This window comes from Agarivorans albus, from assembly GCF_019670105.1.
GTDB classification, from domain to species: Bacteria; Pseudomonadota; Gammaproteobacteria; order Enterobacterales; family Celerinatantimonadaceae; genus Agarivorans; species Agarivorans albus.
Window position 1 is genome coordinate 1,928,832 of record NZ_AP023032.1, and the last position, 25,036, is coordinate 1,953,867.

General features: G+C 42.6%; 22 protein-coding genes. 15 read left to right on the top strand and 7 right to left on the bottom strand.

What is annotated here, in order from left to right; translation table 11 throughout:
- Positions 1 to 19 precede the first annotated feature (19 nt).
- Positions 20 to 361: a hypothetical protein gene (locus K5620_RS08865; protein WP_016404009.1), complete on the top strand. Its 342-nt coding sequence runs from the start codon at positions 20 to 22 to the stop codon at positions 359 to 361.
- Between the two features lie 3 nt (positions 362 to 364).
- Here K5620_RS08865 and K5620_RS08870 read toward each other — a convergent pair whose 3' ends face one another.
- Positions 365 to 1,597, bottom strand: a complete 1,233-nt coding sequence (locus K5620_RS08870) for a carbohydrate porin (RefSeq protein ID WP_040307715.1) — start codon at positions 1,595 to 1,597, stop codon at positions 365 to 367.
- Positions 1,598 to 1,833: 236 nt separating this feature from the next.
- Here K5620_RS08870 and K5620_RS08875 point away from each other — a divergent pair, with 236 nt between their 5' ends.
- Both K5620_RS08875 and acuI read left to right on the top strand, forming a co-directional pair.
- Positions 1,834 to 2,025, top strand: coding sequence for a (2Fe-2S)-binding protein (locus tag K5620_RS08875; protein ID WP_016404007.1), 192 nt, complete (start codon positions 1,834 to 1,836; stop codon positions 2,023 to 2,025).
- A gap of 142 nt (positions 2,026 to 2,167) precedes the next feature.
- Positions 2,168 to 3,148, top strand: coding sequence for an acrylyl-CoA reductase (NADPH) (gene acuI / locus K5620_RS08880; protein WP_016404006.1), 981 nt, complete (start codon positions 2,168 to 2,170; stop codon positions 3,146 to 3,148).
- Positions 3,149 to 3,222: 74 nt separating this feature from the next.
- Here acuI and K5620_RS08885 read toward each other — a convergent pair whose 3' ends face one another.
- Complete coding sequence (locus tag K5620_RS08885) at positions 3,223 to 4,167, bottom strand: LysR family transcriptional regulator (protein ID WP_016404005.1); 945 nt, start codon at positions 4,165 to 4,167, stop codon at positions 3,223 to 3,225.
- A 1,209-nt stretch (positions 4,168 to 5,376) separates the two neighbouring features.
- Between K5620_RS08885 and K5620_RS08890 the strand changes: the two genes are divergently transcribed.
- From K5620_RS08890 to K5620_RS08915, 6 genes are all read left to right on the top strand, one after another.
- Positions 5,377 to 7,227 (top strand): LamG domain-containing protein, encoded by a 1,851-nt coding sequence (locus K5620_RS08890; protein ID WP_221077471.1) that lies wholly within the window; start codon positions 5,377 to 5,379, stop codon positions 7,225 to 7,227.
- 515 nt (positions 7,228 to 7,742) lie between these two features.
- Positions 7,743 to 8,423, top strand: a complete 681-nt coding sequence (locus K5620_RS08895; protein WP_040307711.1) for an oligogalacturonate-specific porin KdgM family protein — start codon at positions 7,743 to 7,745, stop codon at positions 8,421 to 8,423.
- A 110-nt stretch (positions 8,424 to 8,533) separates the two neighbouring features.
- The gene (locus K5620_RS08900; protein ID WP_016404002.1) at positions 8,534 to 9,289 is read left to right on the top strand and encodes an SDR family NAD(P)-dependent oxidoreductase; all 756 of its coding nucleotides are present in this window, start codon (positions 8,534 to 8,536) and stop codon (positions 9,287 to 9,289) included.
- A gap of 288 nt (positions 9,290 to 9,577) precedes the next feature.
- A complete protein-coding gene (locus K5620_RS08905) occupies positions 9,578 to 10,300 on the top strand; it encodes a FadR/GntR family transcriptional regulator (protein WP_016404001.1) in 723 nt (240 codons plus the stop codon).
- A 156-nt stretch (positions 10,301 to 10,456) separates the two neighbouring features.
- The gene (locus K5620_RS21805; RefSeq protein WP_016404000.1) at positions 10,457 to 11,023 is read left to right on the top strand and encodes a serine O-acetyltransferase; all 567 of its coding nucleotides are present in this window, start codon (positions 10,457 to 10,459) and stop codon (positions 11,021 to 11,023) included.
- A gap of 228 nt (positions 11,024 to 11,251) precedes the next feature.
- A complete protein-coding gene (locus K5620_RS08915; protein WP_016403999.1) occupies positions 11,252 to 11,944 on the top strand; it encodes a DUF4336 domain-containing protein in 693 nt (230 codons plus the stop codon).
- A 5-nt stretch (positions 11,945 to 11,949) separates the two neighbouring features.
- Here K5620_RS08915 and K5620_RS08920 read toward each other — a convergent pair whose 3' ends face one another.
- The 4 genes from K5620_RS08920 to K5620_RS08935 all read right to left on the bottom strand — a co-directional run bounded on the left by K5620_RS08920 (position 11,950) and on the right by K5620_RS08935 (position 18,667).
- Positions 11,950 to 13,569: a phospholipase A gene (locus K5620_RS08920; protein ID WP_016403998.1), complete on the bottom strand. Its 1,620-nt coding sequence runs from the start codon at positions 13,567 to 13,569 to the stop codon at positions 11,950 to 11,952.
- Between the two features lie 180 nt (positions 13,570 to 13,749).
- Positions 13,750 to 14,088: a hypothetical protein gene (locus tag K5620_RS08925; protein ID WP_016403997.1), complete on the bottom strand. Its 339-nt coding sequence runs from the start codon at positions 14,086 to 14,088 to the stop codon at positions 13,750 to 13,752.
- Between the two features lie 290 nt (positions 14,089 to 14,378).
- Entirely contained in the window at positions 14,379 to 16,526 is a 2,148-nt protein-coding gene (locus K5620_RS08930) for a heparinase II/III domain-containing protein (RefSeq protein WP_016403996.1), read from the bottom strand.
- Between the two features lie 2 nt (positions 16,527 to 16,528).
- Positions 16,529 to 18,667 carry a heparinase II/III domain-containing protein gene (locus tag K5620_RS08935; RefSeq protein WP_016403995.1) on the bottom strand — a complete coding sequence of 713 codons (2,139 nt, stop codon included), beginning with the start codon at positions 18,665 to 18,667 and terminating at the stop codon, positions 16,529 to 16,531.
- 318 nt (positions 18,668 to 18,985) lie between these two features.
- Here K5620_RS08935 and K5620_RS08940 point away from each other — a divergent pair, with 318 nt between their 5' ends.
- From K5620_RS08940 to K5620_RS08965, 6 genes are all read left to right on the top strand, one after another.
- Positions 18,986 to 20,752, top strand: a complete 1,767-nt coding sequence (locus K5620_RS08940; RefSeq protein WP_016403994.1) for a sodium:solute symporter family transporter — start codon at positions 18,986 to 18,988, stop codon at positions 20,750 to 20,752.
- Between the two features lie 96 nt (positions 20,753 to 20,848).
- Positions 20,849 to 21,184, top strand: coding sequence for a cupin domain-containing protein (locus tag K5620_RS08945; protein WP_016403993.1), 336 nt, complete (start codon positions 20,849 to 20,851; stop codon positions 21,182 to 21,184).
- Between the two features lie 12 nt (positions 21,185 to 21,196).
- On the top strand, positions 21,197 to 22,141 hold the full coding sequence (kdgK, locus tag K5620_RS08950; protein WP_016403992.1) for a 2-dehydro-3-deoxygluconokinase: 945 nt from the start codon (positions 21,197 to 21,199) through the stop codon (positions 22,139 to 22,141).
- A 16-nt stretch (positions 22,142 to 22,157) separates the two neighbouring features.
- Positions 22,158 to 22,772, top strand: a complete 615-nt coding sequence (locus K5620_RS08955; protein ID WP_016403991.1) for a bifunctional 4-hydroxy-2-oxoglutarate aldolase/2-dehydro-3-deoxy-phosphogluconate aldolase — start codon at positions 22,158 to 22,160, stop codon at positions 22,770 to 22,772.
- A 123-nt stretch (positions 22,773 to 22,895) separates the two neighbouring features.
- Entirely contained in the window at positions 22,896 to 23,666 is a 771-nt protein-coding gene (locus tag K5620_RS08960; protein ID WP_016403990.1) for an N-acetyltransferase, read from the top strand.
- Positions 23,667 to 23,686: 20 nt separating this feature from the next.
- The gene (locus K5620_RS08965) at positions 23,687 to 24,160 is read left to right on the top strand and encodes a P-loop nucleotide/nucleoside kinase family protein (RefSeq protein WP_016403989.1); all 474 of its coding nucleotides are present in this window, start codon (positions 23,687 to 23,689) and stop codon (positions 24,158 to 24,160) included.
- Positions 24,161 to 24,342: 182 nt separating this feature from the next.
- On the opposite strand, the gene K5620_RS08970 is transcribed toward K5620_RS08965, so the two are convergent.
- Positions 24,343 to 24,663, bottom strand: coding sequence for a hypothetical protein (locus tag K5620_RS08970; protein WP_215426499.1), 321 nt, complete (start codon positions 24,661 to 24,663; stop codon positions 24,343 to 24,345).
- Positions 24,664 to 25,036 lie beyond the last annotated feature (373 nt).

Consider the following 25,036-nt stretch of genomic DNA (forward strand, 5'->3'; position numbering starts at 1 on the left):
ACCGTGGGGAGAAAACTAGTTGTTTAAACTTATCGCAATAGCTTTAGCACTGTTTTATTGCATCTCAGCGAATGCAGGCTGTGGTAAAGATGTGTTTGAGTGCCGAGTTTATCAAGGTGATGAGATAAAGCTTATGCCTTGCGAGATAAAAATCTGTGCCAGCGCTAACGATTCAACAATCTATTGGGCGCTGCAAGATGGCACCGAAATTTATGATCATGCGGAACAAGGCTTTAATGAAGTCACCATTAATAAGGAAGCGGCGCAGCAGCTTCCTAGTGACATCTTAAAAGACCCAGTAACTTGTTACAGTGCATTGGGTAAGGCGATTGTTATATGTGCTGACGACGTATCGTTATAGGCACTACAGCATATAGCGAAGTCGTAAGCCAAAAATGGTATCTCCGGCAGTGTTAATGCCTTTGGTGGCTGCTTTGGTAAAGTAGTATTGAATATCAGGTGCAATGCTTAAGCGATTAGTCAGTTTTATATCGTAATAAATTTCGATGGACTTTTCGTTTCCGTGTTGTTTGCGGATCCTATCAACGGGTTCTACTTCGGCGTATCCAATGCCTAATACATCTTGGTTGTCTAACAAATCATTTATCACTAGGCCGGTCACGGCCACCGCTTTAGTTTTTGCTGCATAACGTTGATAAGAGCGATTGTAGCGAGCAAATATACCTAGGTTGCCAAAGTCTTGGCTTATACTCACCGATAAAGTTTGACCGGCTTTATTTGCCTCTAACTCATTTGCCGAGGTGTGTGAGCTAGTTGTATCGTCAATGTCTGCAAGACTGATTTTGTACTCACCTTCACCAAAGTCAAAGCTTGGTGTTAGCCCTAGCTCAAGATGGCGTACAAATTTCCCATCACTAAAGCTACGAATGTCGATATCTTTGCCGTTAGGTTTCGCATCGTTAAACCCCACCTGAACATAGGCCCATTGGTTTTGAACTGACAATGTCGCGCCTAGTGCACGTTGACCACTAGTCCAACTTAAGCCTTGGTGTGAAAATGGCGAGGCCATAAAGGTGCTACGATCATCACTTAGATATTTGTTGGTTGCCCATAGTCGGGTGGTGTAAAGGTGTCCTAGGCGATAGGTGAGTCCATGGTTTAGTAAGCTATGTTCCCACCATAAGCCGTTAATTGCGGTGATGTTTTGGTCTGGTCCTGTCATTCCACCATTTGGTTGACTTGGCCCTAATCCGACATCGTCGGCAAATTTTCGGGTATAGCTGTTGTTAAGCATGTTAACCATCACGCCGGCAAACACTAGCTTGCCGTAACCTTGTTGGTCTTCCCAAAATCGCTTGGTGATAATCAGGTCGGTTTCGTTATCAAGGTAGTTATGTCCATGGCCGTCGGTTTGGGCAATAGGCGCAATTTGGATTTGATAGTCTAAGCCATGATTTACCGACAAGTAACGTTTCATGCTTTGATAATTGCTTAGTTCATCGACATCACTCAGCAAGGGTTTGTGGTTGTAAGGGGAAACCTGTTTGGACAAATCTGCAAATTGTTGCGCTTGCAAACCCTTACTTAGTCCTAATGCTAACAGTGATAAACAAATCAGAATTTGTACGCTTTGCATGATGATGTCTCAGTAAACATTGAGTGACACATTCTCTTATGCAAACATCTAAGTGTTGAGTAAATTACGGTTTACTCCCGTTAATACAATAAGTTAACGCTTCTTACCTGGCTGTTTGTTACCTAAAGTTACCTAGCTCCGGTTTTGCGTTCTGCTTAACGCTCCAGTGTGTAACTGCTTAGCCAGTTAGCCTTAATTTACTGTTGCTTTAGTTTTTTGAATACAGGAGCAAACTTATGTGGGTGTGTTTATGTGAACAGATTAACGATCAAGCATTGACAGTTAGTTATGTGCAAGGCTTAAAAACGGTTAAGCAGTTAAAACAAGCAAAGCAGTTGGGTAGCACCTGTGGTAAGTGCATTCGATTAGCAAAACAAAAGCTTGCTCAATTAGATAGCTCGCTTATTCAAGTAAGCCTGCTAACTTAGGAATGCGGAGTAGCGCAGCGACTAAACTTTAGTCATTATGAGTGTTGTACATGTATTAAATGATAAAAATTCATTTAATACATAAAGCTAGAGCGGCTACACTGATATTTGTAAATTTTGCTTACTAACTCGGAGCTCTACTATGTTTAAGGCACTCGTTCTCGATCAAGTTGAGAAACAAACCACTTCTAGCATTCGCCAACTTAATGATACCGACTTGCCCGAGAGTGACGTAATTGTAAAAGTTGATTATTCCTCACTTAACTATAAAGACGGCCTAGCCATTACCGGTAAAGGCAAAATTGTTCGCAATTTCCCTATGGTGCCCGGAATTGATTTAACCGGTACCGTTGAGCAATCTCACGACCCTCGATACGCTGCTGGTGACAAAGTGGTGTTAACCGGTTGGGGAGTTGGTGAAGGCCATTGGGGTGGAATGGCAGAAAAAGCAAGTTTAAAAGCAGATTGGCTAGTTCCTCTGCCTGAGGGCTTAAGTGGTAAACAAGCCATGATGGTAGGTACTGCTGGTTTTACTGCTATGTTATGTGTACAAGCCTTAGTTGATGCCGGTATTACGCCAGAATCGGGTGAAATCCTGGTTACAGGCGCCAGTGGTGGCGTTGGCTCAGTAGCCGTTACCTTACTTGCTAAGCTGGGATATAAAGTGGCTGCTGTTAGTGGTCGAATAGAACAAAATGGTGCTTTACTAGAAGAACTTGGCGCTAGTCGAATTATCGACCGTAGCGTGTTTGAAGAGCCAGCGCGCGCCTTAGAAAAACAAGTTTGGGCCGGTGCAGTTGATACCGTGGGTAGCAAGGTATTGGCTAAAGTACTGGCTCAAATGGATTACAATGGCGCCGTTGCCGCATGTGGCTTAGCTGGCGGCTTCGATTTACCGACTACGGTAATGCCGTTTATTTTGCGTAATGTTAGCTTGTTAGGCATAGATTCAGTGAGCTGCCCACGTGCGAAGCGGATTAAAGCGTGGCAACGTTTAGCTGAGTTGCTTCCAGATAGTTACTACCAGCAAGCGTGCACCGAAGTGGAATTAGAGCAAGTCGCGGAATACGCTGAAGCTATAACGAATGGCCAAGTCACTGGGCGGGTGGTTATCAAGCTTTAAAAACTTAGTAATTTACGTCTAAGCCGATCTATAAGGTCGGCTTTTTTGTTGCTCTGCTTTTGATTGCTTAGCACCTATTCTACTAATCCCATGTCTTGCACTCGTTTGCTTATTAAGCGGCTACATTCTTGTTTAATTACATTGCGTAGCCAAATTTGCGGAGCAGAGTGCTCGCAGCGTGGGTGCCATAACAGTGAGTAGTCAAAAGGCTTAAATTCAAAAGGCAGCGGTTTAACTACCAGTTGATTCTTTTCCGCGACTAAATAGGCTAGATCAGCGGGAACCGTGATAATCACCGGCACTTGTTCACTAATTGCTAGGGCCGCTTCTAAGTGGTAAGCGCGAAGCAATAGTTGTGGTTTATCTTGACCAGATAATGCTTCATCCAGCAAGCTTTTAACGCCATCGCTAATAGCTATCATCGCGTGTGGATAAGCTAAATACTCTTTTAGAGTGAGTTCTTTGTTTGCCAATGGGTGATGCTTAGCAAGTAAGCAAAATACACTCACTAAACCCAAACTGTCTTTAGCAAGCGGGACTACTGGTTTGGTAGGTCGACAAATCGCCATATCGCAGCCATCTGCAGATAACTGTTGGGCGAGTTGTTCATGCTGCAATGGAGCAAATTCAAGAGAGATATTCGGTGCTTCTTGATAAATCCTTGCTAGGGCAAAAGGCAGAATGGTTTGCATTGCATAGTCAGTAGTAGCAATGGTGAAATGTTGGCTGCATTCTGCTGGGTTAAACACGTTTGGGCTAAGTACCTGACGCAGGTTTTCTAAGGGACCTTGTAAGGCTTGATTCAATTCTAACGCTCGCTCAGTAGGCACCAAACCTTGCCCTTGGCGAATAAATAAAGGGTCATTGAGTAAGTCACGTAGGCGGGTTAATACTCTACTCATCGCCGATTGACTAAGACTCAAGCGGATAGCCGCTTTACTTACGCTACTTTCCTCGATGAGCACCTTTAAAGCTATGAGTAAGTTTAGGTCACGACGATAGATTTCTTCTAAGTCCATAATACTAAATACTGTCTGAACAATTGCTTAAGTATGCGTTATTTGCACAGGAGTCGGTATAAATCTTTGGTTTGAAGAAAGCTTTTAAAGAATTAATAACGAAGATGATTCAGTGTTGGAATGGGAGTTTAGCGCTTGGTTAAGTATTCTAACCGACAAAATGCGTCGGTTAGAACGTTAGTCTTATTCATGTTTTTTATCTTAATGGTGACTTTTTAGTATGGCTGCTACGTCCATTATTACTAAGTAAGAGGCGACTAATGCCAGGAATATTCCTACAAAAATCATAATGTTGTCCTTATTCTCGCGTTTAATTATTAAAACCAACAGTTCCGACAACAGTGCAATGAAGGTTTTAACGATGTATATCTTTCTTATTATTTTTTGCAGCGTATTTAGCTTATAACAGCTAGTACCCTGTCTTGCTATTAAAGCTACAAGCTTAAATAGTCATACAATTAAAGCCTATTTTTTAAACAGATGTCTGTGAGATTGATCTTGTTTTGCTTAAGAAATGGGGCATTTCAATCAGATTAGTGAAGCTAAGCGCGTTAAGTAACAAAATTTGTTAGCGTTAAACCAGTAATAGCAAAATACCTTCTGCCGATGAACCTAAGCGGGCAAACAAGATATTTGTATTACCAATTTCGGTTTAGAGTGGAACTAAGCCAGAGTGTTTCTCTTGGCTAGCGATACAAAACTAGCAGGTTAACAAGCCTACTAGTTTTAACCTGTGTTCACTTATATCTGGTGCAACTGGAGAATTTAACCACTGGGGTTGTGGTGTTCAAGATCATTACTTAATAAGTTATTAAACAGTTATTTTGCTTTATAGTTTGCCTATAAGTTCGTTCCTCGCAATATCAATAATTTCATCGCTCACTCTGCTTTTATGTAGATTCTACGACTTGTGAAGCCAAAAAGATTAATCGCAAATAGTGCGAAGTCGGTCACTTTACAATCACAATCTTTTGCCACATTATAGTTTTGTATTACTAATACAATATGATCATTTTTACCGTAGTTAGGAGGTTTAAATGGGAACTTATCGCCGGCTAATCATTTAAGAGAGCGAATAGTCTGGAAAGGAAAAGTCATCTGGTTGTATTTCGTTAAATAGGTTTCGGACTGTTTAACTACGGGTGACCTTAGCAATATTAGTATTTTAACTATTACAATAATATTATTTATACCTACAAGGAGGTTTAAATGAAACCGTCTAAGCTGCTGCTAATCCCTATGAGCACAACTTTTATGTTTGGTTGTTTTGAGGCGCCAGAAGTATACGTTCCGCCACCAGAGCCGACTTATGCTATTGAAAACACCGATTGGAATATCTCTAGCGAAACCTCGAATATCACAACGTCGTCGACTGAATACGCACAAATCTATAAGTTTGTAGATGATGTGCTAACTATCTATAGTTACGATGAAACTAACGACCTTTACACCTACACGACTCAATCTTACACTGTTTCAGAAACCACTATTGCCTATGGTGATGTAGACGGTACATATGTAGTTGATGATGCAGGTGCTCTTGCAATTACTTACACTTTAAATGGAGTGGACTATAACGACTCTGGAGCAGAAGTAACCGACGAAACTATTTTAGCGGCTATTGCTGATGCAGAAAAAGAACAAACGCCAGGTGTAGAAGTTCCAACTGCTGACTATGAATGGGACTTTACCGCTATCGACGCAGATGCTGCGCAGGGCGATAAAGAGCTGCAAATGAGTAAAGCAGATGCTAATCCAAGAGCAGTAGTTGATGGAGCGGTAGAATCTGCTGCTGCGGTATCTATTGAACAGTCAGCTGAGTCAGGCTCTTACGGTTATCACTACACCACTATGGACAGTACAACAGATCCATTAGCTGCCATTGATGGCGTAATTTCAATGGAAATTACTTTTAAGGCTGATAGTGCTAGCTTCAATGCTGACCTTGGCCAAGACTTACAGCTACTTGAAAATACTGACAGTAACAATGGTTGGAAAGTTGTTGTAAATAAGAGCACCTTGATTCCTGAACTTCGTATCTATAATGGCAGTGGTTCTACAAGCATTAAAGCTACCTCGGTACTAGAAGACGATACCTACATGCATCTTGTTGCAACTTATGATGGAACAACGGCTAGCATATACATTAATGGTGAATTAGAGGGCAGTGCTGAAGTAACTGATTATGTTGCAAATACTAAAGAAGGTGACAAGGTATACATTGGTGGTGGTTCTAACAGTTCTCAGAAAAACTTAGCTGGTGCTATTGATAGTGCAGCATTTTGGCTAGAGACCCTTTCAGCTGAGGAAGTTGCAGAGCGTGCAAAAGACTTTGGCTTTGGGGATACCGATCCTGAGACGCCTACAGGACCAACCGCTGATTTTGAGTGGGGCTTTAGCAGCGTTGATGCAGCACCTTCTGAAGGTACAAAAGTTTTACAAATGAGTAAAGCTGATGATAATGCAAGAGCTGTGGTTGATGGCGCAGTAGAAGCTGATGCAGCGGTGTCTATTACTCAAACCTCTGCTGATGGCTTGTTTGGTTATCACTACACGGTAATGGATTCAACGACTGATCCTTTAGCCGCTATCGATGGCGTTATTTCAATGGAGTTGGTATACAAGTCAACTAGCGCCAGCTTCAATGCTGACCTTGGCCAAGATTTACAGCTACTTGAAAACACCGATAGTAATAAAGGTTGGAAGGTTGTTGTAAACAAAAGCACCTTGATCCCAGAGTTACGTATCTATAATGGTGACGGCTCAACATCAGTTAAAGCAACTTCAGTACTAGAAGATGATACCTATACTCACCTTATAGCCACATACGATGGTACTACAGCAAGCATATATGTAGATGGTGTACTTGAAGGTACTGCTGAAATCACAGATTACATTGCAAACACCAAAGAAGGTGACAAAGTGTACATCGGTGGTGGTTCTAACAGCTCGCAGAAAAACCTTGATGGCGCAATTGATAATGCAGCGTTCTGGTTATCAACGCTAACAGCTGAAGAAGTTGCGGCGCGAGCAGAAGCATTTGGCTTTACTGCTAACTAGTTGTTGCTAATCAATAAACCCTCGCTACTTAGTATGTGAGGGTTTATTAAAAGTTCTACTTCGGCCTTATACAACCACTCACTATTGCTCAATTAGATACAAATGGAAACATCGCCGACCAGCAAGCAAGTTGTAATGCAATAGTCGTGAATTTGTAAATCGCTAACAATAGCAGTTCTAAAATGCACCTTATAGGGTGCATTTTTCTTTTCAGTAAACGCTCTTCTAAAAGTAAATGTGTCGCCTTCGAAGGTTTACATGCTATCAAGACGTTCTAACACTTCGTAAAGCAATATAGCTGCACCCTAAGTTAGCAATGTCGCCTACCGCCTTTCTTGCCATATTATATTTTGCATTTGAATCAACTATCGAATTAATGGGCTGTAAAAGGTGATCTGTTAGACGTTTTGTTTCAACAGTAATGCTGATGATCACATTTTGAACGGTTTAGTCTATAAAATGCATTAAAATGATATTGTAATACAAATTATTATGTTCAATGTAGAGTTATAAACATGAAATCATGCAGTCTAGCAATGTTACTTAGTGGTGGTTGTTTACTGAGTGCGAACGTTCTCGCGACTTCAGTAGACTTTCGCCATGAGTACAAAAGCGATACCAAGCAGCATGCTAGCCGAGTAAAGATGGCCCATACCTTTGAAAATAATTTCTCTATGGCTTTAGAGCTTAAATTTAAAGGAGAAGAGGGCAAATTCATGGAAGACTTACAATCAAACGGATCTGAAATCGACCTTGGCTACCGCTATAAAATTAACGATGAATGGGCGCTAATTCCTGGTATGCCTATAGAGTTTGGTCAATCCGGTGCTACCTACAAACCGCAACTCCGATTGACCTACACCCCAGAAAAGGTAAAGGGATTGTCATTAAGTGGTCGTTACCGACTTGACGTAAAACCGGGAGAAGATATTAAGAAGTATCGCCATCGCTATACCGCCAACATTGGGTATAAGTATCAGCAATGGACATTTGGTCTAGAGGGTAACTATTACTACTCCGACAATTCTGAATATCACCTCTATAACAATGGCCGAACTAATTATGAAAACAACTTTACCATTCATTACAGCATGGGCAGTTGGACGCCGTGGTTAGAGTTTGGTGATGTTTCAGTTTCCGATCAATCTAGCCAACGAGAGTTAAGAAGCCGCATAGGCCTACGCTATAACTTCTAAAATGTGATCTGCGTATTTGTATTACAAATTATCAGGGTGTAATCTATTTGTATTACTAAAGAGGCCGTTGGCTCTCTAACATTACTTAACCTTTAATTGAGAGTGTAGATATGTCTAATAAAGTTGCATTAATTACCGGAGCAACCGGTGGAATTGGTTTTCAAGTGGCAAAACGCTTAGGTGAAGACGGCTATACCGTTGTTTTGAACGGTATCGAAGATGAAGCCGGCGCAGCGCGTGTCGCTCAATTACAAGAATTAGGTATTGAAGCAGAATACTATAGCTTTGACGTTACCGATGAAGTTGCAGTTACTAGCAATGTGACCAAAATTGGTGAAAAGTTTGGCAAAATTGACGTGCTTGTAAACAACGCCGGTGGCTTAGGCGGTCGTAGCCCTATGGAAGAAATGACCACTGAGTTCTACCGCTTTGTAATGGCCCTAAATCTAGATAGTGCATTCTTTGTATCGCGTGCTGCAATTCCATTCTTGAAGAAAGGTGAAAATGCTTCAATCATTAATTTCACCTCAAATGCTGGTTGGAATGCCGGTGGTCCGGGTGCTGGCATATATGGCGTTTCTAAGGGTGCGGTACATACCTTAACTCGCGCATTAGCAAAAGAACTCGCGCCAGCTGGTATTCGAGTTAACGCAGTATCTCCTGGTACTATTGATACGCCATTCCATGCTCAAATCAAAGAAACCAAGCCTGAAGTATTTGCTTCTTGGAAAGATAGCATTCTACTAGGCCGCTTAGGTCAACCAGAAGAAGTTGCTTCAACTATCTCTTTCTTGGTCAGCAAAGACGCCTCATTCATCACCGCTGAAACTGTACAGATTGGTGGTGGACAAGCCTTAGGTATCTAATTGCTGCGTTTAGCGCTTTAGAATAGCAAAGCCACACTTACATTAAGTGTGGCTTTTTTAATAGCTGAAAGCACTCAGCGGGTGTTCTTTCTTTGGCAATGAGCTAAGACTTTAGTATTTAAGTGTTACAAATATAGCGATCAAGCCTACATTTGACGGCTTTTTTTGTATCTGGTCTATTACAAATAGGGTAGTATTAGTCATACTAAATGTAGAATGAGTTGTGTTAGCAATGATAAATCCGGCGGATTGGTTATTGCTAACACAATATTTGATTAAGGTTATTTTATGTCTAACGAATTCATGCAAATAGAAGGTGCGTCTCGCAGCCTACATTTGCAAGTAGCGAGAGAGATTGCCCGGGGCATCTTGTCGGGAAGCTTGCCACAGGGCAGCATTATTCCTGGCGAACTCGACTTATGCGAACAATTTGGTGTAAGCCGCACTGCATTACGTGAAGCGATTAAATTGCTTAACTCTAAAGGTTTATTAGAGTCTCGGCCTAAAATTGGTACGCGTGTGCGTGACCGCGAATACTGGAACTTTTTAGACTCCCAATTACTTGATTGGATGATGGGTTTAAGCAATACCGAACAAGCTTATCAAGAATTTTTGGCTTTACGCCGCGCTATCGAGCCAGAAGCAGCTGCCTTAGCGGCAAGAAATGCTACTGCTGAACAGCGTATGGGCTTGTCGGCTGTTTTTCAACAGATGTTCGATGTTGCTACCGGGGTTGATGAAGACACTTCTTGGACAGACGTAGATATGGAGTTCCACCGTTTGGTATTCCTATCTACCGGTAATAGCTTTTATATTCCTTTTGCTAACGTACTGCGCACCATGTTTATCGGATTTATTGACCACTCATCAAAAGAAGGTGGCACCTGTATTGATGAGCACAAGGCTATTTATGATGCGATTATGGCTGGCAATGCAGAAAAAGCGCGTGAAGCTAACCTAGCCTTGCTAAATAACAGTAATCACCGTTTGCCTTCTGATAACGCTGCTTAGTATTACCTCTCTGATAATTGCTAAATGCCGACAGTTATACTGTCGGCATTTTTGTTTCTAATTCCAGCATAAAGTATGCAACAACATCTAACTAACTGAGTTATATTGTGTGCGAGCTGGAGCTCATATTTCTTCAATTGCTAAGTGAGTTGATTCATGGATGAGTTAAAACAAGATTATTCTGTTTATGTAGTAGAGCATGAGCTTGAACAGTATTCGTTAATAAAGCGTTGGCTTTGGCTGTTGTTAAGAAGTACCTTTATTATTGTTTTGTTTTATCGCTTAGCCACTCATAAAAATCCTTTAATAAAGCTATTATCTATTCCTTTCTATAAAGTTATTCGTATTGTTTCGGGGGTGCAAATTCCTCGCGCGGCAAAAATCGGTAAAGGCCTATTTTTACCTCACTTTGGCAATATCGTACTAAATAAAAAAGCGCATTATGGTGATGACCTAACTATTTACCATGGGGTTACAGTGGGCGCTAAAGGCGGAGCAAGTAGTGATGCCGGTGTCCCGGTTATCGGTAATAAAGTGAGGCTTTCTACTGGTGCTGTTGTTTTGGGTAATATTAGCATCGGTAACAATGTCACTGTTGGCGCTGGTGCTGTTGTGGTTAAAGACGTACCAGAAAATGCTGTTGCAGTAGGCAATCCTGCGCGTATTTTGGTTAGAGAAGCAAAATCGGCTAACGAATCCTCAGACAGCGTTGACCAAAAGTAGACGAATAACCAACACTGGCTCGACTAAACCACGACAAAGAGTTTGCTCCCCACTGATAAGCTATGAAACTGTTGGCGCTTATATGTGGCGGACAGCTTTTCTCTATCTATAATTTGCTCTCCAATTCCTCTTTAAGTGACTTTCTTGATTTTTATTTCATTCTTTCAAGAACTTATTTGTTTAGAAGAGGACAAACTATAGAGATAGTACGTAGTGAAAAGGAGTACAATGCAACAACTTGCCGAGAATGTTTGGGTTGTAGAGGGGCCTAGTGTTCCCTTTTTCGGTTTACCGTATTCTACCCGTATGACTATTATCCGCCTGGATAATCAGCAGTTGTGGATCCACAGCCCAATAGCCTTAAACGATAACTTGCTAACAAATATAGCCTCGCTAGGAGAGGTTAAGTATTTGGTCGCGCCAAACCATCTGCATCATCTGTTTATTGAGCCTTGGCAACAGCAGTTCCCTGATGCTCGCTTGTATGGCACAGAACAATTAATTATTAAGCGTAATGATTTGGATTTTGATGGCGCTTTAACCAACAGTTCAAGTGAAGTGTGGCCTTGGCATCAACAGATAAAACAAGTGCTTTTTACCGGTTCTCCACTGATGCAAGAATGCATCTTTTACCACCCTTCATCAGGTGTGTTAATTGTTACCGACTTACTTGAGAACTTTAATCCAGCTGGTTTTAATTGGTGGCAAAGAATATTGGCTAAGATAACCGGAATAGTGGCGCCAAATGGAAAAATGCCGCTAGATTGGCGGCTTAGCTTTATGTTTGGTAAAGCCAAAGCACGTCAACATTTAACCCAGATACTCAACTGGCAAGCTGATACCTTAGTGATGTCGCATGGTGAAATTATTCACGAAGATGCGACTAACTTTTTAAAACGCTCTTTTCGGTGGTTGCTGTAAAGCCACTAGTTGTTAATGGCAAAACCAATACCCAAGCTTTGATTATGTTTATTGTAATCAATTAGGGATTCACCATAGCCGTTAAAGTACTTAAGGTAGAGTGCTAACTCTTGGCTTATACCATAGGACCAGCGTAGGTCTAAAGCGCCTTTGTTCTCTTTTTTAAAGTTATTCCGCCCTAAAAAGCTTAAACGATGGCGCTCATTTATTTGCCATTTGGCCGTTAGCTCACCGTAGCCGTAGTAGTCTTCCATGTTAGGGTTATCGTCTTCAGACTCGTCTTCTGGTAATCGATACCATGGCTTAATCGCGATGCTTACCGGGTCTGCATCAAAGCCAAATTCTGCGTACACTCGGTTCCATGAGCGCGAGCGTATTTGTGTTTGTCCGTTTGATTCGTGCACTAAGCCAAAGCGCAGCCATTCAGGCGACCATTGTGATTTTTGGTCAGCTTGGCTATTCCATTGGTAGAAAAACTCGGGTTCATAGTTGGTTTCTCGAATCGAATCTCCTGAACGTTCATAAGGCTGCCAAAAGGTTTGTTGAGTGTAAGCAAAGCTTAAATTATCGCTATCGGTAAATAGCGTGAAAGGAAGCGTGAGGCGGAAACTAAACTGAAACTCTACTTCCATTTTTTCAGGTTGTTGACCGGGCACACCTCCAGCTAAATCAGGGATGGCAGGGGAGGGGTTATATTTAAATGGCAGAATATAGTTATCTCTAAACATACTCATGCCGGCAAACGTCCATTGGCTGCTGGTAGACATCATTTCACGACGGTCACCGATCCGGTTGAGGGCAACCCCTAAACCAAAAGACTGGTTGTGGATGTTGTAGTCAAGCATTGACTCGCCATAGCCATTAAAATACTTGGCGTAAAGAGAAAATGCAGGGCTAATGCAGTAAGCAAAACGCAAATCTATAGCGCCTTTATTATCTGATTGCAGATTATTGCGGCCCATTGCTGTGATGCGGTGGTTACATTGATTATCACCAAATAAATACCCTACAGTCAGTTCTCCGTAACCATAATAATCGGTGAAGTCACCGCCGTTGTTTACTTCGGGGCCTACTGGGATCCAGGGTTTAAAGGTGATTAACCAATCGTTATAAGAGGTATCAAATTGGGCGTATATTCTTTCCCAGGAGCGATCAAAATCACCGTAAGAACCATTTGCTTGATGGCTAAATCCAAGGCTGGCTGCGCGCAACAACCAGCGATTTTTAGTAATGCTAAATTGATCGGGGCGCCAAGTGTAAATGAGTTCGGGCTCGTAATTGGTATCACGAAATGGGGACGAGAAGGGTTTGTTATATACCTGCCAAAAACTTTGCTGAGTATAGGCAATGCTAAAGTAGTCTCTATCACTTAACAGGTTTTCAGCTACGATGAGCTTGCCACTGATCTGAAATTCGGTTTCTAGGTTGTCGATACCTCTGCCATTTTCGGCTTCTTTGGTGGCTAATACTGAGGAGTAATCACCTAAACTTGGTGGGTTAGGGTTGTATTTCCCTAGCAAAATATAGGTATCGCGATAGGCAACTATCCGAGGACCACCGTCTTGCTCTGCCAAGCTAGTACTTGATAGCGATAGCAGCAAGATACTAAGTACTGTTTTCTTCATTCCGTCCCTGAAAATCTTTGTTAACTAGCAAGCTAGCGTTAGATCAATGATTTAACATTTTTATGTTAGCGGGGAAAAGAAAAAGAAGCGAGTAAACCTAGTAGAAATTCTTTGTGGGTTAATTTAGTTTGGCGCAAGTAAAAGGGCGCAAAAGCGCCCTTTGGGGGATTGGTGGTTTAGTTAAGAGATGCTATAAGCAATAACAACACCTAAGGCCACAAGGCCTAGCGCAAAGGCAAACTGTATTGCGGTAGACAATAACGCTAATACAAAACCCGCTACAGCCGTGGTTCGAAAGACCAAAGAGAATAGAATGCTAGTGATAACTAAAGCAACTAAAGAAGGGAAGAGCCCCTCGCCAATAACCATTTCGGTAAACGCTGTAGCGGCTATTGCAGCAATTACAGCAACAAAACAAACATCTATTCCCGAGCGCTCAATTTTGAGCACTTGAGTGCCCAATTTAATCGGTGCAAGCATAATTAGTGTTAGTAGAGAAAGCGTTAATACTATCGTCATTCCTTTAACCTCTATTCGTTGATAACAATCCTTGTTAAACAGTTACCTAAATCAAGTCTGTTACTAATTAGGTATGACGAAAGAGTAACCTAAGCTGATAATTCACGACCATTCCCCATTTGGGTTAAATTACTTGTTTGTTAATTAATCAACTTTGGCAAGCTTGTCAGAGTAGGGGATGGCGATAGATGAATATTTTGTTACAGCAGAATGTTGATAGAGCAGTATGAGCTTGACGCGAGGCAATAAAAAAGCCCCGCATAGCGAGGCTTTTATAAAGATAGAGAGTATTAAGCTATGTGAACAGCGCCACTCCAGCGTAGGGTTTCGCCATTAATCTCTAATTGATGTTGAGTATCTGACTTCACGTTTGCTTGGTTAGAAACACAAACGGTAATCTGTTTGCCAGACACCAAGTGAATCGCCACTGCTGACGCCACTTTGTTGTGAGCCAATACTTCAACCGAAACTACTTGGCCACGAGCCTCGGTGCTCGCTTCAATCGCTTCATTAAAGTAGCCGTGAGTTTCGAATACGTTGGCGAACAAGTGATCTTTACCTTGCTGGCGTAACAGCAATACTGGTTCGCTGCGCAAGTTGAAATCTGGATCGTTTGCACCGGTACGCGCCATAATAACTTGGCTATTTGCTACCGCAGAACTAACCATTGTGTAATAGCTGTTGCCTTGCAACCAAGTGATTAGGCTTGAACCTTCAACTTCTGCTGTTGCTTGATGCCATAGGTGCTGGTAACCATTGTTTTCGCCTAAAGGCTTAAGGCGTGCATTGCATTCGTAGTTAAAGTCGCTGCGAATAAACTGGCCAGAGTAGTGAAGGGCGTAATCATAGTTATGCTCTTGCTCGCTTACTAAGCGGAACAAATCCAATACCAAAGGCTTAGCGAAGCCTTCTGCTTCAAACATGATTACACTGCGTTGTTGATCAACTCCAGGGTAGTAGTTGCGTACAAACGCACTCATTGCTTGTAGCTGGTTGTCTCCACTTACAAAGAAGTGCTGCTCGCCCCATTTTTCTTCTGCGGTGGCGGTATCACCTTGGTTTTGGCTTTGGTAGTCAACAACCACAGTGTTGTGAGCAATGGTTTGCTTCGCGTAGCTTTTGTTCTCTGGAATGTAACGGCCGCCAAATTTTGGCTCTACATTTACCCAGCGGCCAAAGCCGTAGTCGTGCAATACTTCTTGGCCACGATTAAATAGGTTGAAGTGCAAGCCGTCAAAATGGCCATGGTCTAAGGCTGAGTGAAGTTTGTGGTCACTACCATGCTGGCCGAACCAAAGTAGCGCCATGCTGTCGTCTTGTTGAGCATCACGGTGGCGCAAAATTGCTACGCCGCCACGGTCGCCTTCAGCGCCATCGGTTAATACTAAGCTGCCCCAGTTAAAGCCACCAATACTTGCAGCATTTTCACTCGCATCCGATAGGCTGGCACCAGAACCATGCACCCAAACTTTAGCTTGGTGTTTGGCCATAGCCACTAAGTTGGCGTCACGTTGGTAACGGCTAAAGCACATGCTGGTAGCAATCAAAATACCTTCGTCGTTAATGTCCATGGTTTTTGATGAATCATTAAGTGCAGGTAATACACCATTAGGAAAGGCGGTAGCCATTACTGCGTAGGTTGTAGTTTTAATAACCTGATCTTTTAGTTGGTAAATACCAATCTCTGGTTGGCGACGCTCAATAGCCTCGGCAAACAAGAAGATTGGGCGCAACGAAAAGCGGTGGTAGTAAGGACCTTCCATGTAGTAACCGTCAGGAGAAAACAGCTGAGTAAGCTGAGCAATAAAGCCGCCGCTTACGCTATCACCTTTAAGGCCATACAAGGCTTTATCTACGCTGGCTTGGTCTTGAATTGCGTAACCACAAATACCAACACCTGCTACTGCCCACAAACCGTGGTTGTGCACAATATCAAAGTCGTGGGCGTACACGTCTACAAACAGCTCAATCATTAACTTAAATAAGTCATTTTCGATCAGTGTTTGCTCGTCTTCTGCCAACTTATGACGAATGCAAGAATAAGCACATGAGGCGTACAGCATCCACATGTTCTCGTTCAATGTTTGGTGGAATAAACGCCCTGGTGGGTTTGAGTCTCGGCTAGTGTTTAGCTCCAAAGTAGGGTACACCTTGGCGTATTCAACCAGCATGCTACGTGCATAATCTAAGTAGCGTTGGTCTTCAGTAATTAGGTACAAGCGGCCAGCTAAATCCAAGTGGATGTAGTTTTGCTTGTGGCGGTTATGCTCATAACCGCCTGCTTCACCGTGGCCTGGGATCTCAATGCCTAAAGGCATGTAGGCTTCTAGTGCGGCAACTTCTGCCGCGATAGATTGACCAATCAGCGAATCGGTATTTAGATGCTTAGCTAGCTCTTTTGCTTCTTCAAAGCTTATCAATAATGGTTGGTAAGTCATGGTTAACCTCGGTTCTTTTCTAACGCCAGAGATCCCTGCCAGCAATAAGTTTGTTGATTATGTTCAATAGTGTGCTGAGTTTCAGCGCTTACATCGCGTTGGTTGCTAAGCATTACGGTGAAATCAATGCCTTCACCTTTAACTTCAATAACGCTGCCAATGTCGTTGCTTACAACTACAGTCACTTGGTTTACTTTGCCGCGAGCATTAGTACTGGCTTCTACAGCTTCGTTAAAGTAGCCGTGCGTTTCTAATACGTTAGCAAATACCGTAGATTTAGCTTGGCGGCGTAAAATAAAGCTGGTTTCGCTGCGCAGGTTAAACTCTGGGTCGTTAGCGCCTACGCGAGTGAAGAAGAGCTCGTCGTTTGCTTCGCTGGCACTAATCCAAGAATAGTAGCTATTGCCTTGTAGCCAGCTTACTAAATTGTTTTCAGAGGCTTTGCCTTGCGCTTCGTTCCACAAATGTTGGTAACCAAAGTTGTCACCCATTGGTGCCAATTCTTTATGTGTTTGGTAATCGCTTGTACAACGTACAATTTGACCTTGGTATTGTAGGGCGTAGTCGTAGCTATGTTCGGTGTCGCTAGACAAACGGAACACGTCTAGTAATAGCGGTGCTTCTAGTGCGTCGTCGTTAATGAGTACTACACTGCGTTGTTGGTCAACGCCAGGGTAAAACTCTTCAGCAAAGGCACTTACCGCTTGTAGATCTTGGTTGCTACTTTCGAAGAAGTGCGGGATGCCGTGTTTGCTGTCTGCCAATTCTACATCGAAGTTGTTTTGACAAGCTTGGTCTACAGCAACTGCGTTGTGAGCAACGGTTTGGCGTGCATAAGATTTGTTTTCATCTAAATAACGACCACCAAATTTAGGTTCTACATTTACCCAGCGGCCAAATCCGTACTCTTTAAGTACCTCTTGTCCACGGTTGAAGAAGCTAATGCCTAAGGTGTCGAAGTGACCATGTCCCATGCCGTGTTGGCCATAGTTCATTACCAATTGGCTTACGTCACCGTCTTTGCTTTGCATACGAACAAAGCCTTGTGCGCCGCGATCACCATTTGGACCTTCGTTTAACTCAACACTTGGCCAGTGAGGAAGGGCTGTGTTGGTTGAGTCTTGGTAAGCTTTTGATAAGGCCGCGCCGCAGCCATGTAACCAAACTTGCTGCTGAATTTTAGCCATGCCAAGCAGTTTTTCATCGTGGCCGTAGTGTTTGTAAGCTAAGCTCACTGCCACTACTACACCTTGATCTTTAATGTCCATTGTTAACGAGGCATCGTTTAGCGCCGGGAACACACCGTTAGGGTAGGCGGTAGCTAACATCGCTTTAATGGTTTTACCAATCACTTGGTCTTTGTAGTTAAAGATGTCTAGCTCTGGACGATGGCGGTGCAACACTTCGGCAAATAAACACAGTGGGCGAATCGCATAACGATGGTAGTAAGGCCCTTCCATGTAGTAGCCTGATGGCGCAAACAGTTGGCTAATTTGTGCTAAGAATCCACCAGTAACATCGTCACCTTTTAGGCCATGTACCGACATTTCTACATATTCTGGTTTGCCAATGGCTAGACCACAAATACCTACCGCTGCCACTGCCCAAAGGCCGTGGTTGTGAATGCGGTCAAAATCAAAACCGTATTTGTCGGTAAACATATCCAACATAGGTTGAAATAGTTGGCTTTCGATATGTTTAACTTGCTCTTCGTTTAACCAGTGCTTAATACAGCTGTAGCCTAAGCTTGAATACAGAAGCCACACGTGTTCGTTAAGAATCTGGTGAAACAAACGCCCCGGTGGGTTGGTATTGCGTTGAATATGAAAGCCAAAGCCTAGGTACTTGTCGGCATACTCAGTCAGTATGTCTGCAGTGTATTGGGCGTATTGCTCTTCACCGGTAATAAGAAATAAGCGACCCGCTTGATTAATGTACTGGTAGTTCTGCTTGTGACGGTTGTGCTCGTAACCACCCGCTTCGCCATGGCCGGGTACTTCAATAGGCTTAGCCATATAAGCCTGAGTTTCGCTAATCATTTTGGCTAAGCTTAAACCCATTAAGCTTTTGGTGTTTAGCTGTTGGCTAATTTCAGCAATTTCCTGCTGGTCTAGTAACACTGCATTTAAATTCGCAAGCATTTGAAACCTCATACACATAATTTATTGATATAAAGTAATACAAATAAAAAATGAATTCAGCATAATCAGGTAAAAAAGTGAACTTACTCACAATATATCTTTTTGCTGTTTATTCGTTCTACAGCATTGTAGCTTAGTTGTTGAAGCTATGTAGCATGAGGCTGGATTTGCCTTAAAATTAATCAAAACAAGCTAAGCAAAAAATAATTGGATCTTCATCACACATAAAGTGTTTTTGTATTACAATATAATTAATTTGTAATACACTTAGCTGGCTTTAATTATTTCACACTTAACTTTTGACCTTCAGAGGCGGCTATGAGTATTGATATCGTTGTTGTACTAGCCTACTTCGTATTTTTAATTGCGATAGGTTGGATGTTTCGTACTTTTACATCTTCCACCAGTGACTACTTTAGAGGCGGCGGTAAAATGCTGTGGTGGATGGTAGGTGCGACAGCATTTATGACTCAATTTTCAGCATGGACCTTTACTGGAGCAGCAGGGAAAGCATTTAGCGACGGTTTTGCCATCGTTATCTTGTTCTTAGCCAACGCGTTTGGCTACTTTATGAATTACATTTATTTCGCTCCGAAGTTTCGACAACTTCGCGTAGTTACCGCAATCGAAGCGATTAAAAAACGTTTCGGCCGTACCTCTGAGCAATTTTTTACTTGGCTAGGCATGCCCGACAGTTTGATTTCTGCCGGTGTATGGTTAAACGGTTTGGCAATTTTTGTTGCCGCTGTTTTCAACATTCCTATGGAAACCACGATTATTTTCACCGGTGTAGTATTGGTGATAATGGCCGTAACCGGTGGTTCTTGGGCGGTTGTTGCGTCTGATTTCATGCAAATGTTAGTGATAATGGCGGTAACAATTACCTGTGCTATTGCTGCTTACTTCCATGGTGGCGGTCTAACCAACATCATTGGTAACTTCCATGGCGACTTTGTGATGGGCAGTAACCTTAACTATGTGAGCATTTTCTTATTGTGGATTGTATTCATCTTTGTGAAGCAATTCGGGGTAATGAATAACAGCATTAATGCATACCGCTACTTATGTGCCAAAGACAGTGATAACGCACGTAAAGCTGCTGGTTTAGCTTGTGTGTTGATGATTGTTGGTCCGCTTATTTGGTTCTTACCACCTTGGTATGTAAATGCCTTTATGCCTGACTTTGCGGAAGCTTATAGCACCGTAGGTGGCAGCGATGCAGCGTACTTAGCCTTTGTTCAAAACGTTATGCCAGCAGGTATGGTGGGTTTGTTAATGTCGGCAATGTTTGCCGCTACGATGAGCTCTATGGACTCGGGTCTTAACCGTAATGCAGGTATCTTTATTCGTAACTTCTATTCACCGATTTTACGTAAAGAAGCAGCCAGCGAAAAAGAGCTTATTGTTGCAAGTAAAGCCGCAACGATATTCATGGGTTTTGTGATTATTTCGATTGGCCTATTTATTAACTCGCTACGTCATCTAAGCCTGTTTGACATTGTATTAAACATTGGCGCGTTGATTGGCTTCCCAATGCTGATTCCGGTGCTACTTGGTATGTGGATCCGCAATACGCCTGATTGGGCAGGATGGGCAACCTTAGTAGTTGGTGGTGTGGTGTCTTATGTATTTGGTATCGCATTAACTTCCGACGACATTCAAAACTGGTTTGGCTTAGAGCAAGCCCTAACTGGTCGTGAATGGGCTGACCTGAAAGTAGGACTTAGCCTAGCTGCACACGTCATATTTACCGGTGGCTTCTTTATTGGCTCAACCTTGTTCTTTAAAGGGCGTACGCCAGAGCGTGAAGCTGAAGTAGCTGAGCTGTTCCGCGATTGGAATACTCCAGTACATGCAAACACTGAAGAGCAACATAACCTAGATACTAAACAGCGTTCAATGTTGGGTAACCTAATTAGTGTTGCTGGTTTCGGTATCATCACCATGGCATTGATTCCAAATGACATTTCCGGTCGAGCACTGTTTGTTCTGTGCGGAACCATAGTATTGGTAGCAGGGATCTTGTTGGTACAAGCTTCTAGAAAACCAAATAAAAACTTAGACACAGAAGCGATAACGGAATAAACGCGAGAGGCTTAAGCCAAGGCGAGCTCGTCTCGCCTTGGTAAAAGAAGGATTTACCTTAAGCACAACTGAAAACTAACCATAACGAGAAACATTATGACAGCATTTTTTAATTCAGCAGAAACTCCTTGGGATGACCTTGGCGATGGCGTTACCCGTAAAATTGTGGGTCACACAGACCAGTTAATGGTTGTTCACGTACGTTTTGAAAAGGGCGCTATTGGTGCTCCACACGCTCACGAATTTCACGACCAAATTGGTTACGTAGCTGAAGGTAGCTTTGAAGCTGAAATCAACGGCGAAAAAAGAATTGTTAAGAAAGGTGATGCTTACATCGCCCCGCGTACTTTCATGCATGGTGCAGTTGCGCTGGAAGAAGGTAGCGTATTAGTAGATTGTTTCTCACCACCGCGTGAGGACTTCTTGTCTTAAGAGGAAACATTCATGACTGAGTTAAAAGTCGCCTTTATTGGCGAATGCATGGTAGAACTGCAGCAACAAGAAAATGGCCTGCGTCAGAGCTTTGGTGGCGACACGCTAAATACAGCGGTTTATTTTTCGCGTATTAGCCAAAATGCCAAAGCTAGCTATGTTACCGCACTTGGCCGCGATGCCTTAAGCGAGCAAATGATCGCAACATGGCATGCCGACAATATTGATACCCACTTGGTACAACGTTTAGAAGACAAGTTACCTGGTATTTATATGGTGCAGGTAGATGAGACTGGCGAGCGCAGCTTTTTGTATTGGCGCAACGATTCCGCTGCTAAGTTTTGGTTAGAGCGCGCTAGTGACGCTTTAATTGAAGAGCTGACTGATTACGATGTAATTTACTTGTCGGGAATTAGCATTGCAGTGTTGCCAGAAGCATCTCAAGAGAAGCTTTTCCAAGTTTTAGCTCAGTGTAAAAACAACGGGGCGAAAGTTGTATTTGATAACAACTTCCGCCCAGCTTTATGGCAAAGTAAGCAACAAGCTATCGACGCATATGCCAAAGTTCTAGCCTGCACTCATACTGCTATGCTCACCTTTGATGATGAGCAAGAGATTTATGATGATGCACATATAGAGCAATGCATAGAGCGTACTTTAGCGCTAGGTGTTAGCGAATTAGTGATTAAGCGCGGTAGTAAAGATTGTTTAATCGTTACTGAAGACGGCGCAATTAGTGTTCCAGCTACAAAAGTTGCTAATGTGGTTGATACCAATGCTGCGGGCGACTCATTTGCTGCAGGTTACTTGGTTGCTCGTTTACACGGTGCAAATACCGAACAAGCAGCATTAACTGGCCATAAAGTGGCTGGTACAGTTATTCAGCATAAAGGCGCAGTAATTGACGCCGCACATATGCCAAAGATTCAGCTATTATTTACCGCAGATGCGGTGTAAGAACTAGGAACAAAACATGAACTTAAATGAACAACTTCAAGCGCTTAAAGTAATTCCTGTTATCGCTATTGATAACGCAGATGATGCTGTGCCATTGGCAAAAGTATTGGTAGATAATGGTTTACCTTGTGCTGAAATTACTTTCCGCACGCCAGCTGCGGCTCAAGCAATTGCTAACATGCGCGAAGCCTACCCAGACATGCTAATTGGTGCGGGCACAGTATTAAACAGTGGCCAAGTTGATCAGGCTATCGAAGCAGGTGTTGATTTTGTGGTTAGCCCTGGTTTCAACCCAACTACTGTGCGTTACTGTCAGCAACGTAACATGCCGATTATTCCTGGTGTTAATAACCCTTCATTGGTTGAGCAAGCGATGGAAATGGGTTTAGACACCTTGAAGTTTTTCCCTGCAGAGCCTTCAGGCGGCGTAGGCATGTTAAAAGCGTTAACGGCGGTTTACCCAGTTAAATTTATGCCAACGGGTGGTGTATCGGTTAAGAACATTAACGATTACCTAAGCATTAATGCTGTACTTGCTTGTGGCGGTACTTGGATGGTTCCAGCGAATCTAATCAAAGAACAAAACTGGGATGCTATCGCTGAGCTAGTTAAAGCTATCGATTTAAACTAGTATTTAGTTTTGTATAAAAAGCCCTTGCAGAGCAATCTGCAAGGGCTTTTTTGTGTTGTATCAATATTGCATTTATTGGGGCTGGTAGAGTAAAGCTATGCATTGACTCGGAGTGCAAAGCACATGGATTATATTCAGCTTAATCATGACAACATCGAGAGTGAGCACATTTGCTGCGGCTTTTCTGATAAGAAATGTGCCAACAGCTACCATGCTAAAAAACAATGGATGAGTCAGCAATTTGAACAAGGGTTTGTATTTCAGCGCTTAGATGAAAGAGCCAAGGTCTTTATTGAGTATCAAGCTGCCGAGCAAGCATGGTTACCCATTGTTGCGCCACAGTATTTGGCGCTTGGTTGTTTTTGGGTATCTGGTAAGTATAAGAAGCAAGGTCATGGCAAAGCCCTGTTGGCGAAGGCGATTGGCGCTGCTAAAGAAAACAACAAGCTCGGTTTGGTTACCGTTGTAGGCAAGAAAAAATACCACTTTATGAGCGATACCAAGTGGCTGCTTAGGCAAGGCTTTGTAGTGGTTGATGAGGCGCCAAATGGCTTTTTGCTCTTAGCGTATCAATTCCCCAATTCTGCAGACGAGCAAAAACCGCGTTTTGCAAACTCGGTGCATAATGCAGATCTTAGCAATGCTCAGCGAGGTTGCCTTGTTTATTATTCTAATCGCTGTCCATTTGCTGAGTATCACGTCTTAGAATCTCTGCAGCAAAGTTGTGTTAAGCGGAACATCCCGTTAAGCATTGTTAAATTAGATAGTGTAGAAAAAGCGCAAAATTGCCCTTGTCCGCAACCTATCTTTAGTCTTTATTATCAGGGGCAATTTATTACCACTGATATAAGCGCTTGTATGGATAGTCGTTTTGATAAGTTTATTACGCCTTAGGCGTAATCTTGAGGAGAGTAATGGCTAAAGTCATTTTTCTGTGTGGTTTTATTGGTTCAGGTAAAACTACTTACGCAAAAAAGCTAGCGGCGGAGCTGCCGGCATTTCGTTTCACCATGGATGAGTGGATGATCCCTTTGTTTGGTGAGCATATGGATCGCGAGCTATTTGATGCGCGACAAGATGCTCTTTATGGTTTGTTTCAACAATCTGCAATATCGTTATTGAAGTTGGGAAACTCAGTTGTGTTTGACTGCGGCCTTTGGCAAAAAACAGAGCGAATAGAAATGGCTCAGTGGGCCCAAGCCGAAGGCTTTGAGTTTGAGATTCACTATCTAGACGTAAGTTTTGCGCAATGTTGTGACCGCGCTTATTCACGTAATAAGGATCGCGGTGAGCACGCTTACGAAATGACACCCGAGATGATGGAGATGTTTTGGCAACAATTTGAGAAGCCGAGTGCAGAAGAAGTCGTTATTAGAGTTTGCTCTTAGCGCTTTGCGAAATGGGGCCAATATCTCTTACCTAACTACTTTTTTGTATCTCAATCATAGGTTCTTTCAAGGCTCGCTTATTGTTTCGTAGGTATAAACGAGCCCAATTATAGCTAGTAACATCGTTTCTCACTGAGGTACGCTATCGGCATAATCAATCATTTACCGATGTAGTCGAATACCTATTTTTTAGGTAGCGCAGTGACAAAACGATATGCATTAAACTCTTGCCCATTGTAGCGGCCGCGAACCTGTACCGAGGTCATCGTCATTACACTTGCTACAGATTTTGCGGTTACGGTATGTGACATCGTATTCTCGAAAACACCGAATGATTCTTGATTAACAATCACTCCAGGGCCTGGTGCAATTTTTATAGCTAAGTCTTCTATCTCGCCATCGGATTCAATAATAACCTGATAGCTAAATTCACGATCGACCAAGTCCAATATCTTCGGTGTTACAACTCTAACGCCATCGGGCAGCTTTATTGGTCTATTCAATATTGGGTCATAGCTTCCATGAAATCGTCCGTCCTCGCAGGCTGAGCTTATACTTGGTGTAAGCAAGCAGAACAAACTCAATAGTATTAATAGTGGTCCATTTTTTATATTAAACATCAGTAACTTGCCTTTCGTGATACTTCTTACCTATAGGCTTTTAAAAATCCTAGGGTAGGTGGAAGTAAATATTTTTAATGATTAATCATTGCAGTAATTCCAATTGTTATCAGTATGTTTAAGGTCAAACATCGATCTACCCCACAATAATGGTTAACCAATATGGATCTTCATCGCACAAAATGTGAACCAATATTGAATCATGGTTTACCAATGAATTAGCTTAAGGGGGAATTTGGTTCCAGTCATAATCTGA

What these genes read in the sequence shown, in the direction of transcription:
- K5620_RS08965 (WP_016403989.1), top strand. Translation starts at nt 23,687, where the DNA reads ATGGCTAAAGTCATTTTTCTGTGTGGTTTTATTGGTTCAGGTAAAACT.
- K5620_RS08945 (WP_016403993.1), top strand. Translation starts at nt 20,849, where the DNA reads ATGACAGCATTTTTTAATTCAGCAGAAACTCCTTGGGATGACCTTGGC.
- kdgK (WP_016403992.1), top strand. Translation starts at nt 21,197, where the DNA reads ATGACTGAGTTAAAAGTCGCCTTTATTGGCGAATGCATGGTAGAACTG.
- K5620_RS08960 (WP_016403990.1), top strand. Translation starts at nt 22,896, where the DNA reads ATGGATTATATTCAGCTTAATCATGACAACATCGAGAGTGAGCACATT.
- K5620_RS08905 (WP_016404001.1), top strand. Translation starts at nt 9,578, where the DNA reads ATGTCTAACGAATTCATGCAAATAGAAGGTGCGTCTCGCAGCCTACAT.
- K5620_RS08900 (WP_016404002.1), top strand. Translation starts at nt 8,534, where the DNA reads ATGTCTAATAAAGTTGCATTAATTACCGGAGCAACCGGTGGAATTGGT.
- K5620_RS08895 (WP_040307711.1), top strand. Translation starts at nt 7,743, where the DNA reads ATGAAATCATGCAGTCTAGCAATGTTACTTAGTGGTGGTTGTTTACTG.
- K5620_RS08925 (WP_016403997.1), bottom strand. Translation starts at nt 14,088, where the DNA reads ATGACGATAGTATTAACGCTTTCTCTACTAACACTAATTATGCTTGCA.
- K5620_RS08920 (WP_016403998.1), bottom strand. Translation starts at nt 13,569, where the DNA reads ATGAAGAAAACAGTACTTAGTATCTTGCTGCTATCGCTATCAAGTACT.
- acuI (WP_016404006.1), top strand. Translation starts at nt 2,168, where the DNA reads ATGTTTAAGGCACTCGTTCTCGATCAAGTTGAGAAACAAACCACTTCT.
- K5620_RS08870 (WP_040307715.1), bottom strand. Translation starts at nt 1,597, where the DNA reads ATGCAAAGCGTACAAATTCTGATTTGTTTATCACTGTTAGCATTAGGA.
- K5620_RS08930 (WP_016403996.1), bottom strand. Translation starts at nt 16,526, where the DNA reads ATGACTTACCAACCATTATTGATAAGCTTTGAAGAAGCAAAAGAGCTA.
- K5620_RS21805 (WP_016404000.1), top strand. Translation starts at nt 10,457, where the DNA reads ATGGATGAGTTAAAACAAGATTATTCTGTTTATGTAGTAGAGCATGAG.
- K5620_RS08885 (WP_016404005.1), bottom strand. Translation starts at nt 4,167, where the DNA reads ATGGACTTAGAAGAAATCTATCGTCGTGACCTAAACTTACTCATAGCT.
- K5620_RS08915 (WP_016403999.1), top strand. Translation starts at nt 11,252, where the DNA reads ATGCAACAACTTGCCGAGAATGTTTGGGTTGTAGAGGGGCCTAGTGTT.
- K5620_RS08875 (WP_016404007.1), top strand. Translation starts at nt 1,834, where the DNA reads ATGTGGGTGTGTTTATGTGAACAGATTAACGATCAAGCATTGACAGTT.
- K5620_RS08955 (WP_016403991.1), top strand. Translation starts at nt 22,158, where the DNA reads ATGAACTTAAATGAACAACTTCAAGCGCTTAAAGTAATTCCTGTTATC.
- K5620_RS08935 (WP_016403995.1), bottom strand. Translation starts at nt 18,667, where the DNA reads ATGCTTGCGAATTTAAATGCAGTGTTACTAGACCAGCAGGAAATTGCT.
- K5620_RS08890 (WP_221077471.1), top strand. Translation starts at nt 5,377, where the DNA reads ATGAAACCGTCTAAGCTGCTGCTAATCCCTATGAGCACAACTTTTATG.
- K5620_RS08940 (WP_016403994.1), top strand. Translation starts at nt 18,986, where the DNA reads ATGAGTATTGATATCGTTGTTGTACTAGCCTACTTCGTATTTTTAATT.